This window comes from Pseudoalteromonas sp. SR41-1 (assembly GCF_014164015.1).
Classification (GTDB): domain Bacteria; phylum Pseudomonadota; class Gammaproteobacteria; order Enterobacterales; family Alteromonadaceae; genus Pseudoalteromonas; species Pseudoalteromonas distincta.
In genome coordinates this window covers 96898-106735 of the sequence record NZ_JACJEK010000017.1, presented here as the reverse complement: position 1 = coordinate 106735, position 9838 = coordinate 96898, and the positions used below count along the sequence as shown (strand labels likewise).

At 41.4% G+C, this 9838-nt stretch carries 6 protein-coding genes and 2 rRNA genes; 5 read left to right on the top strand and 3 right to left on the bottom strand.

The genetic code is table 11. The annotated features are described in order from the left end of the window. The first annotated feature begins 2 nt into the window (after window positions 1-2). The 3 genes from rrf (H5118_RS15255) to glsB all read left to right on the top strand — a co-directional run bounded on the left by rrf (H5118_RS15255) (window position 3) and on the right by glsB (window position 1764). A 5S ribosomal RNA gene (rrf, locus tag H5118_RS15255) occupies window positions 3-117 on the top strand. 62 nt (window positions 118-179) lie between these two features. Continuing rightward, window positions 180-294 (top strand): 5S ribosomal RNA (rrf, locus tag H5118_RS15250). Between the two features lie 546 nt (window positions 295-840). Then, window positions 841-1764 carry a glutaminase B gene (gene glsB / locus H5118_RS15245; protein WP_002961081.1) on the top strand — a complete coding sequence of 308 codons (924 nt, stop codon included), beginning with the start codon at window positions 841-843 and terminating at the stop codon, window positions 1762-1764. A 36-nt stretch (window positions 1765-1800) separates the two neighbouring features. Here the strand turns inward: glsB and H5118_RS15240 are convergent, their stop codons facing one another. After that, a complete protein-coding gene (locus H5118_RS15240) occupies window positions 1801-3105 on the bottom strand; it encodes an inosine/guanosine kinase (RefSeq protein WP_033021433.1) in 1305 nt (434 codons plus the stop codon). Between the two features lie 178 nt (window positions 3106-3283). On the opposite strand from H5118_RS15240, the gene tadA reads away from it, so the two are divergent. After that, window positions 3284-3799 (top strand): tRNA adenosine(34) deaminase TadA, encoded by a 516-nt coding sequence (gene tadA / locus H5118_RS15235; RefSeq protein WP_002961078.1) that lies wholly within the window; start codon window positions 3284-3286, stop codon window positions 3797-3799. Window positions 3800-3801: 2 nt separating this feature from the next. On the opposite strand, the gene H5118_RS15230 is transcribed toward tadA, so the two are convergent. Next, window positions 3802-3969 carry a hypothetical protein gene (locus tag H5118_RS15230; protein ID WP_002961076.1) on the bottom strand — a complete coding sequence of 56 codons (168 nt, stop codon included), beginning with the start codon at window positions 3967-3969 and terminating at the stop codon, window positions 3802-3804. A 164-nt stretch (window positions 3970-4133) separates the two neighbouring features. Beyond that, complete coding sequence (gene mltF / locus H5118_RS15225; protein ID WP_182696573.1) at window positions 4134-5642, bottom strand: membrane-bound lytic murein transglycosylase MltF; 1509 nt, start codon at window positions 5640-5642, stop codon at window positions 4134-4136. Window positions 5643-5853: 211 nt separating this feature from the next. Here mltF and purL point away from each other — a divergent pair, with 211 nt between their 5' ends. After that, window positions 5854-9744: a phosphoribosylformylglycinamidine synthase gene (gene purL / locus H5118_RS15220; RefSeq protein WP_154903689.1), complete on the top strand. Its 3891-nt coding sequence runs from the start codon at window positions 5854-5856 to the stop codon at window positions 9742-9744. Window positions 9745-9838 lie beyond the last annotated feature (94 nt).

The following is a 9838-nucleotide window of genomic DNA, read 5'->3' as shown; positions in this document are numbered from 1 at the left end:
TGCTTGGTGACAATAGCGTTTTGGACCCACCTGACTCCATGCCGAACTCAGTAGTGAAACGAAACAGCGCCGATGATAGTGTAGCATTTGCTATGTGAAAGTAGGACATTACCAGGCTTCAAATTCAGTCGAAGGACTTTAATCTTAATAATTAAAATAAGAAAATTGAAAAGAATTTTCTTGGTGACAATAGCGTTTTGGACCCACCTGACCCCATGCCGAACTCAGTAGTGAAACGAAACAGCGCCGATGATAGTGTAGCATTTGCTATGTGAAAGTAGGACATTACCAGGATTTAATTAAGAGAAACCCGTTACAGTAATGTGACGGGTTTTTTGCTTTTTGGAATTTTGTAAATAGTCCATGCCGAACTCAGTGGCGAAATAAAGTAGTTCTAAAGCGAGCCCCGCAGAAGGACGCCCCGACACAAAGATAGTGTAGCATTTGCTATGTGCCTCTCCACCGCTGTGGCACTACGACATTACCAATATTTAATTAAGAGAAACCCGTTACAGTAATGTGACGGGTTTTTTGCTTTCTGAAATTTTGTAAATAGTCCATGCCGAACTCAGTGGCGAAATAAAATAGTTCTAGGGCGAGCCCCCGCAGAAGGACGCCCCGACACAAAGATAGTGTAGCATTTGCTATGTGGCTCTCCACCGCTGTGGCACTACGATATTACCAAGATTTAATTAAGAGAAACCCGTTACAGTAATGTGACGTTTTTTGCTTTTTTAAATTAAGAAAAACATCCCCCATTAAATTCAACAACAAAACTAGTTGCGTTTATTCGCGCGTGCTAAAATCCAATTTTTATGAATGATGATATAGAGGTCTAGTTTGCCTACAGCTGATTACCAAAAGGTGCTTGATGAAATAGCACATGAAGTACGCCCTTTATTATCACAAGGAAAAGTAGCTGATTATATACCAGCCCTTGCAGAGGTCGATCCTGAGCAATTTTCTATCGCTATTTATACAACTGATGGTAAGACTGTATGTGCGGGGGATTGCTCTCAACGTTTTACCATTCAGTCTGTTTCAAAAGTTATGACACTTACTATGGCACTGCAACGTTATGGTGATGAACTTTGGCATCGAGTTGGAAAGGAGCCTTCAGGTACTGCCTTTAATTCGCTTACACAGCTTGAGTTTGAAAAAGGGATTCCTCGTAACCCTTTCATAAATGCAGGCGCAATTGTAACGTGTGATGCGTTATACAGCCGCTTATCTGCACCAATGCACTCTATGCTCGAGACCTTTAGGTTGTTAGCTGGTAATAGAGGGATAGTGATTGATAAAAAAGTCGCTAATTCTGAGTATGAATTTAGACACCGTAATGCTGCTATGGCACATTTAATGAAGTCGTTTGGTAATTTTGAAAATGAAGTCGATGATGTTTTATGGTCTTACTTTAACTTTTGTTCTATTGAGCTCAACTGTATTGAATTAGCCAAAGCTTATAATTTTTTAGCAAATAAAGGTGTTGATAATCGATCGGGCGATCGTGTTTTAAGTAGCCGTCAAAATAAGCAGCTTAATTCGCTATTATTTACCAGTGGCTTATACGATGCTGCGGGGGATTTTGGTTACAGAGTAGGTATGCCAGGTAAATCGGGAGTGTCAGGGACTATTTTAGCCGTGTTACCAAATAAGTTTACGGTAGCTGTTTATTCTCCGGGACTTAATTCGTTTGGTAATTCGGTTGCAGGAATTGCAGCGTTGGAACTGCTATCTAAAAAGCTCGATATTTCTATTTTTTAGGAAGTTGATAGGGAGCAATGATTGCTCCCACCGTTATTATTGTTCCCAATAAACCTGTTCTAAGCAGTCTTCGCGTTCTGGTAAACCGCGAGATAAACGAGGAGAGTGCTGAACTAACACTTCATAACTAGCTCGGTTAGCATATTTACTAATTTGCGATAGTGACGAGTAAGTAATAGCTTGTTGCTGATGTTTAGCTGAGTTTGCCACATTAAGCTTATGGTAAACATTCGCTGACAAATCATGAAGCACAGCCGCAAGTGCGCAATCGCCTGCACCATTGGTGTTTTTGATTGAATCAGGTCCACCCATAAATGGGGCTGTATGGCTATATGCTCTGATAGGCTCATCACACTCGGTTTTACGCATAGCACGTGAAAATTCGTATCGATTAAAATCAGGTATGGCGCCTGGTAATAACGGATATTCGGTTTCACGCTTTAAGCTTTCGTCTACGTAGCCGGCCATAAATAAGCCTTTTTCGCCAGCGGTGCAAATTACCAAATCTACCCAATCAAGTGCTTTATCGGCAGCTAGAAGAGGGTCTTCAAAACCTGTAATAGCTAACCCTTCTTCTTCGTTCATAGCAAGAATATCAACATGCTTTTCAACAAAGTTTGCCCACCAGGTCGGGTCTTGTTCAATTAAGAATTTAGTTCCGAGTGTAAGAACAACTGGCACACCTGCATCATTAGCGTATTTTACCGCTTGCATAGTCGCTTCAGTCATCGTTTCACTACCTTGCGTACGCATGAGGTAGGCACTGATCACTAATGCTGATGAATTTTCAATAAGGTTTTTATCGATAGATTCAGGACGTAAGTGATTCATTAGGCCCGCACTTATCGCAAAAGTACGCTCACCGGTTTCATCAATTAATGTAAAACAACGACCTATAGGCCCATCTACTGGTTGGAGATAGTTTAAATCTACACGGCTTGAGGTATTACATAAAAAGCGGTAAGCATAGCTACCTATTTTTATATTTTCGCTCATTACGCCTAATAAAACTGAGCGATCATCTGCAAGTACAGAGTAGTTGTGCATAGTGTTACCAATGGTCCCACCGGCAAACTCAAAATCAACCATATCGTTTAATTTTAAACGATCGTATAAGGCGTTCGTTATGTCGCTATCAATAACTTGTGACATACCTCTACGTAGTTGAAATTCGTCAAGGAAAGCTTGATCAACTTTTGCCTCTATATCAACAACGATCTGATCGATACCCGTAATATAACTACGTTGTAATCGCTCTGTTGCGTTAAGTTGATTAGTAAGTGGATCTTTGGCTTCCACTGGAAAATAATGTTTATGCCTGCGGCGTCCAGGAAATTTCATTTGCTACCCGTGTTGTGAGCTAAATAAAAAAAGCGTGAGATTATAGCGTAAATCCACACTAGTGAGCCATTACAAACAGGTAAATATCGTTTTATTTTTGCAATAAAGTAATGAATGACGCACTTTAGAGTGCTAACTAGGTATAATTACAGCATAAAAAGTTATTTAAGTAGAAAGAATGAACGAGCCATTTAATGATTCCTACTGGATGGAGCAAGCGCTTTTGTATGCAAAGCAAGCAGAGTTGCTTGATGAAATTCCGGTTGGAGCAATTGTAGTAAAAGATAACCAGCTAATTTCAGTGGGGTACAACCGCTCAATAACGGATAACGACCCATCAGCCCATGCGGAAATGATTGCAGTGCGAGAAGCTGGAAAAGTACTTAATAATTACCGCTTAATTGATTGCACACTATATGTAACGTTAGAGCCTTGCTCTATGTGTGCAGGACTGTTGGTGCATAGCAGAATAAAGCGTTTAGTATTTGGTGCCCTCGATGCTAAAACAGGGTCTGCAGGTTCAATTATGAACTTATTACAAGAGCCGAGGTTAAATCATCAAGTTGAGGTGTGCGGTGGTGTTTTGGCACAGCAATGCGGTGATACTATTTCGAATTTTTTTAAGCGTAGAAGAGCGCAAATTAAAGCAGCTAAGAAAGCTGCTCGTGATGAACAAATAAATAAACCTAGCTAGAGTTAACTAGCGATTGGCTCTATTTCTGTTTCAGCCATTTGCTGCATAGCAAACATTCGGCGGCGCCAGATGATTTTTTTGTGCAGTTTTCTTAGCATAACACGACGACGTGTGGCTGTTGAATAAATCACATTGCGTTTTAATTTTTGTGTGCGTCTACGTTTTAGCATGTTTTCTCCTAATGCAAGAGTGAGAAAGGCGCAGGGTATATCTTATAAAATAATAATATACAAGTAATACACATTAGTGATCATTTGATGACAAGTAAACAGATATTTAATTTACTTAAATTTTGCTTACTGGTTTGCTCAAAAAACTGATACCTATATAAATCTTAGTTATTGTTTTCACTTGGTAGTTCGGGCTCAATTATAGGCTGTTGTTTTTCTGTTTGCGCTTCATCTTTGTTACTTTTATCGTCACTTTCTTCATTTAAGTTTGGCTCGGTATCAGTGCTCTGCTCTGTGATTGGTTCTGGCTCAGACTCAACAGCAATAGCATTATTCTCATCTAGCCAAACAAGTGCATCGTAATAGCGACGAATATTATCAACATATTTAACCGCTACATCGCCACGCGCATAACCATAGCGAGTTTTACGGTAATAGCGCTTTTTAATTAACAGCGGTAAGCGTTTTTTTACATCAGCCCATTTATCAGGGCTTGCGCCTTGCTGCTCGGTAATTATACGCGCGTCGTTAACGTGCCCCCAACCTACATTGTAAGCCGCTAGTGCAAGCCATGTTCTATCAGGTTGAGGAATTCTATCAGGTATACGCTTAATCAGTTTACTTAAATACTTACCACCACCGCGAATATTTTGCTCTGGCTCTAAGCGGTTGGTAACACCTACTTGTTTTGCTGTACTGCGGGTTAGCATCATAATACCGCGAACGCCTGTTGGCGATTTAGCACGAGGATTCCACATAGATTCTTGATAGCTAAGTGCCGCTAATAAACGCCAATCAAGGCTACCAGCATATTGTTCAAACCATGGTTGGTATGTTGGTAAGGTTTCTTTGATAGCTTCGATATAAGCAAGGGTATTTACATAGTTAAATTGGCGTACGTGGCCAAAGTATTTTTCTTCAAGTACGTAGAGCTGATTACTCTGTTTTATATCGCCAAAAAATGGCACTAATAAGGAATATAAAGAATCATCTTTTGATTTATTAAGTATCCATGCAATCGGGTCGTTATGACTAACAGAAAAACCGATACTTAAATTTGGATGATAACGGCGAAATAACGATAGCGTATGTGTATCAGCGAGTGTGTAATCAATCTCGCCATCAATAACTGCTTGAAGTAGTTCTTCTTCATCAAACTCTTCGCTTTCTATCCAAGTAAGATCTGGATTGTTTTTTTTCATTTTTTGCAGAGTAAGCGAATGACTACTTTTAGCGATAACAGTAAAGTTGCCATCTAAGTCGGCAAACTCTCGAGGACGAACACGTCCTTGCTTATAAACTAATTTTTGGCTGATTGTTCTGTAAGTTGGTCCATAACGGTATTGCTCTGCACGGGTTTTATTATAGGTAAGTCCTGAGGCAATTAAATCTAAATCACCGCTTTCAAGGCGTTCAAACATATCGGATAAGTTAAAAAATGGCACTATTTCAAGCTCTACACCTAGATATTCAGCAAATGCTTGAGATAGCTCATATTCAAAGCCTTGTTCACCTTGAACGGCTTGATAATAATTACTAGCACTTGCAAGTGTACCCACACGTATTTTGTTTTGTTCTTTTATTTGGGCGAGTTGAGTTGGCTGCTCTTGCATATCACATGCACATAACAGCATAACTAAAGTAATGATTATTATTAGTTTTTCTTTGAACATTGAGTGCCCCTTAAGCTCGCCAGCCACCGTTATAGCAAAACTAAGCCATCGCGTCACTTTACCTTTTATTTTATTAACCAAAAGAGGCTATAAATAAAGCTAAAAAGTTAATTTTATGAAAAGCGTAATTTTGAGTTAAATCTGAATGCTAATTGGACTATAATGCGTGCCTAAAATATCGTTCAATCCCTAACCCCGGATGAAATTACCTATGTTGATCCTTCGTGGTGCACCAGCACTTTCAGAGTTCAGAGTTAATAAAATTTTAGCGCGTTGCCAACAATCGCAACTTCCAGTCACTAACGTATACGCCGAGTATACTCACTTTGCCGATTTAACATCGCCGTTGAGTAGCTCTGAGCAAACCAAGCTTGAAAAACTATTAACTTACGGTCCAACTATTGCTGAGCATACCCCAGCTGGCAAACTTGTACTTGTTACACCTCGCCCAGGTACCATTTCACCTTGGGCATCTAAAGCTACCGACATCGCCCACAACTGTGGTTTAAAGCAGGTTCACCGTGTTGAACGCGGTATTGCTTATTATGTTGAAGGTGATTTAAACGCAGAACAACTTGCACAAGTAACTGCGTTATTGCACGACCGCATGACTGAAGCCACACACAATGAACTTGAAGATGCGGCTCAGCTGTTTCGCAGTGATGCCCCACGCCAAATGTCGTCTGTCGATATTTTAGGTGGTGGACGCGAAGCACTAGCAACAGCCAATGTTGAGCAAGGCTTTGCGCTTGCTGATGACGAAATAGACTACTTAGTAGAAAATTTTACAAAGTTAGGACGTAACCCTAACGACATCGAATTGTTTATGTTTGCACAAGCGAACTCAGAGCATTGTCGCCATAAAATATTTAATGCTGACTGGACAATCGATGGTAAAGAGCAGCCAAAATCGCTGTTTAAAATGATTAAAAATACGTTTGAGCTAAATCCTGAAAATGTATTGTCGGCGTATAAAGATAACGCGGCAGTAATGAAAGGCTCAAAAGCGGGTCGCTTCTTCCCAAATGCGCAAGGTGAATATGCGTATCATCAAGAAGACATTGAAATACTAATGAAAGTTGAAACTCATAACCACCCAACAGCTATTGCGCCATTCTCAGGTGCTGCTACAGGTTCTGGTGGTGAGATTCGCGATGAAGGCGCAACTGGTCGTGGCTCTAAGCCAAAAGCAGGGTTAGTTGGCTTTACTGTATCAAATTTACGTATTCCAGGTTACGAGCAACCGTGGGAAAGCGATTTTGGTAAGCCGGGTCGTATTGTAAACGCACTTGATATAATGACAGAAGGTCCACTAGGTGGCGCTGCATTTAATAATGAGTTTGGTCGTCCTAATTTATTAGGCTACTTCCGTACTTACGAAGAAAAAGTAACAAGCCATAACGGTGAAGAAGTACGTGGTTACCATAAACCAATTATGCTTGCCGGTGGTTTAGGTAATATTCGCTCTGATCATGTTCAAAAAGGTGATATTCCTGTAGGCGCTAAATTAATTGCGCTAGGCGGGCCTGCAATGAACATTGGTTTAGGCGGTGGTGCTGCATCAAGTATGGCCTCAGGTCAGTCAAACGAAGATTTAGACTTTGCTTCAGTACAGCGCGAAAACCCAGAAATGGAACGTCGTTGCCAAGAAGTTATCGATAAATGTTGGCAGCTAGGTGATGAAAACCCAATCGCGTTTATCCATGATGTAGGTGCCGGCGGTTTATCTAACGCGTTTCCTGAGCTTGTTAATGATGGCGGACGTGGTGGTAAGTTCCAATTACGTAGCATCCCTAACGATGAGCCAGGCATGGCACCACACGAAATTTGGTGTAATGAATCACAAGAGCGTTATGTACTCGCTGTTGGCGTAGAGGACTTTGACCGCTTTGAAGCAATTTGTAAGCGCGAACGTGCCCAGTACGCTGTTATTGGTGAAGCAACAGCTGAACCTCACTTAACGGTGTCAGACAGCCACTTTGAAAATAACCCTGTTGATTTGCCGCTGGACGTATTATTAGGTAAAGCACCTAAAATGCACCGCGATGTAACGTCAAAGCAAGTTGTTGGCAAAGCGCTTGATATCACATCAATAAATGCAGCAGATGCAGCGCAGCGCTTAATGCGTTTACCAACCATTGCAGAAAAAACATTCTTAATAACAATCGGCGATCGCTCAGTTACTGGTTTGGTGGCGCGCGACCAAATGGTTGGTCCTTGGCAAGTACCTGTTGCTAACTGTGCTGTAACTGCGGCAACGTATGACACTTACCACGGTGAAGCTATGTCACTCGGTGAGCGTACTCCGGCTGCATTACTTAATTACGGTGCATCTGCTCGTTTAGCTGTGGCAGAGTCGTTAACTAATATTGCTTGTGCAAATATTGGTAGCCTTGAAAACATTAAGTTATCGGCAAACTGGATGGCAGCAGCGGGTCACCCAGGTGAAGATGCTGGTTTATATGAAGCTGTTAAAGCCGTAGGCGAAGAGCTTTGTCCTGCGCTTGGTTTAACGATTCCTGTAGGTAAAGATTCTATGTCGATGAAAACGACATGGAAAGATGAAGGTGACTCACAAGAGAAGTCAGTAACATCGCCGCTTTCACTGGTTATAACTGCGTTTGGTCGTGTTGACGACGTACGTAAAACAGTAACGCCACAACTGCGCACAGATAAAGGCGATACATCGCTTATATTAGTTGATTTAGGTGCGGGTAAAAACCGCATGGGTGCATCAAGCCTTGCACAAGTTTATAAGCAATTAGGTGATGTAACCCCTGATGTTGATAGCCCTGAGTTATTGAAAGGCTTCTATAACGCAATGCAAGCACTTGTGGCTGATAGTAAGTTACTTGCTTATCATGACCGCTCAGATGGTGGTTTATTTACCACAGTAGCTGAAATGGCGTTTACGGGTCATACCGGTGTAACTGTTGATTTAGCAGCTTTAACAGGTTCAGACATTGAAGCGCTTTATAACGAAGAGCTAGGTGCGGTAATTCAAGTTGCTAATGCTGATTTAGATGCAGTAAATGTGGTGTTTGAACAACATGGTATAGCAGCCATTAGTCACAACATTGGCACGCTTAACAGTGATGATACGATTATATTTAACCGTGGCGAAAATACGGTACTTAATCATACGCGTACTGAGCTTCGTACTATTTGGGCTGAAACAACGTATCAAATGCAAGCGCGCCGTGATAACCCTGAGTGTGCTAAGCAAGAGTTTGATGCTAAATTTGATGCAAAAGATCCAGGCTTAAACGTAAAACTTAACTTTGATTTAAATGAAGATATAGCAGCGCCATACATTGCAACCGGTGCTAAACCGCAAATGGCTATTTTACGTGAGCAGGGTGTTAACTCTCATTTAGAAATGGCGGCGGCGTTTAATCGCGCAGGTTTTGCAGCCGTTGATGTACACATGAGCGACATTTTAGAAGGTCGTTTAACACTAGAGCAATTTAAAGGTTTAGTGGCCTGTGGTGGTTTCTCATACGGTGACGTACTTGGTGCGGGTGAAGGTTGGGCTAAGTCTATTTTGTTTAACGACATGGCACGCGATCAATTCCAAAACTTTTTCCACCGTGAAGATACTTTCAGCTTAGGTGTATGTAACGGTTGCCAAATGTTATCAACGTTAAAAGAGTTGATCCCTGGTACTGAACATTGGCCGCGCTTTGTAACTAATAAATCAGAGCGTTTTGAAGCACGCTTTAGTTTAGTAGAAATACAAGAGAATCCGTCTGTGTTCTTTAACGGAATGGCTGGCTCGCGTATGCCTATAGCGGTTTCTCATGGTGAAGGTCATGCTGAGTTTGCAAACGATGCAGCCACTAAAGCGGCGCTTGATAGCGGCACTGTAGCGGTTAAATTTGTAGATAACTACGGTAACCCTACAACGCAGTACCCAGCGAATCCTAATGGTTCTCCAGAAGGTATTACCGGTATTACGTCAACTGATGGTCGTGCCACTGTAATGATGCCGCATCCAGAACGTGTATTCAGAAGCGTTGCCAACTCTTGGCACCCAGATGAGTGGCTCGAGGATAGCCCGTGGATGCGTATGTTCCGTAATGCACGTAAAAACGTAGGTTAATTATATTTACGTTTATACAAGTTAGATTCATAATCTTACTGTAAAATAAAAAAGGCTGCATTGTGCAGCCTTTTTTGATTATACCAATCTGCTT

Excerpts from the sequence above, each read along its gene's own strand:
- H5118_RS15240 (WP_033021433.1), bottom strand. The coding sequence starts at position 3,105 with ATGAAATTTCCTGGACGCCGCAGGCATAAACATTATTTTCCAGTGGAA.
- tadA (WP_002961078.1), top strand. The coding sequence starts at position 3,284 with ATGAACGAGCCATTTAATGATTCCTACTGGATGGAGCAAGCGCTTTTG.
- H5118_RS15230 (WP_002961076.1), bottom strand. The coding sequence starts at position 3,969 with ATGCTAAAACGTAGACGCACACAAAAATTAAAACGCAATGTGATTTAT.
- mltF (WP_182696573.1), bottom strand. The coding sequence starts at position 5,642 with ATGTTCAAAGAAAAACTAATAATAATCATTACTTTAGTTATGCTGTTA.
- purL (WP_154903689.1), top strand. The coding sequence starts at position 5,854 with ATGTTGATCCTTCGTGGTGCACCAGCACTTTCAGAGTTCAGAGTTAAT.